The sequence below is a fragment of the Aeromonas taiwanensis genome (genome assembly GCF_000820165.1).
Classification (GTDB): Bacteria; Pseudomonadota; Gammaproteobacteria; order Enterobacterales; family Aeromonadaceae; genus Aeromonas; species Aeromonas taiwanensis.
Map to the genome: position 1 here is coordinate 1 of NZ_CDDD01000090.1, position 1,019 is coordinate 1,019.

At 74.8% G+C, this 1,019-nt stretch carries 1 protein-coding gene and 1 pseudogene; both read left to right on the plus strand.

From position 1 onward, the window contains the following. Positions 1-198 precede the first annotated feature (198 nt). On the plus strand, positions 199-696 hold the full coding sequence (locus BN1136_RS15650; protein ID WP_269429556.1) for an acyltransferase: 498 nt from the start codon (positions 199-201) through the stop codon (positions 694-696). Beyond that, positions 693-1,019 (plus strand): annotated as a pseudogene (locus BN1136_RS15655) (glycosyltransferase family 1 protein); the annotation flags it as partial. The gene BN1136_RS15650 and the pseudogene BN1136_RS15655, both read left to right, overlap by 4 nt.

Here is a 1,019-nt window from a genome sequence, read left to right on the forward strand (position 1 = left end):
GAGGGCGGGGGCGCCCCCGCGCCCGCCGCGCCCGGGCCGCGGGCCGGCCGCGCCGCGGGGCGTGGGGGCCCCTCCTCCCCCCCCCCGGGGGCTGTCGGGGGTCCCCCCCCCCCCCCCCCCCCCCCCCCCCCCCCCCCCACGCCCCCCCCCCCCCCCCGCCTCTATCTCTATGGCGGCATCCCCTTTATCAGCGGCCCGGTGTCGATCGAGGTGGGGGCGGATTGTCGCCTCAGCGCCGCCATGACCATCAGCGGCCGCCCCTCAAGCAAGGCCCCCGCACTCAGGATTGGCAACAACGTCGGCATCGGCTGGCAGACCACCATCGCCGTGGGCAGCCAGGTGGTGCTCGGGGACAACGTGCGCATCGCCGGGCGCGCCTTTCTCGCAGGCTACCCGGGCCACCCCCTGGATGCCCAGGATCGGGCCCGGGGGCTGCCGGATCGGGACGAGCAGGTCGGCGACATCGTGCTCGAACACGACGTCTGGCTCGGCACCGGCGCCATGGTGATGGCGGGAGTCACCATAGGCGCGGGCACCGTGGTCGCCGCTGGCAGTATCGTGACCCATAGCCTGCCCGCCGGGGTGCTGGCCGCGGGGGTGCCGGCCCGGGTGCTGCGCCCCCTCGATGCACAAGATTGCCGCGACGCGCTGGCAGAGAGTGCCACCAGCCGCCTGAGTGAGGAGAAGCAGCCATGAAGCCGTCTAACGCACAGCCCCAACTGGTGGTACTGGGGGAAGATTGGGGCCAGCACCCCTCCAGCACCCAGCACCTCATCAAGCGCCTGCTGCCGGACTATCGGGTGCTCTGGGTCAACTCCATCGGCCTGCGCCGCCCCCGCCTCAACGTGCGCGACCTTGGCCGGCTCGGCCGCAAGCTGGGGGCCGTGCTGCGCCGCCCGGCCAAGGAGCGGGCCCCTGCCCTCGTCCCCCAGGAAGAGCCGACGCCCCAGGTGATGCCGCCGCTGGCGTTGCCCTTGCCCGGCCGCCCGTTGGCGGGGCGGAGCAACGGGCACCGGCTG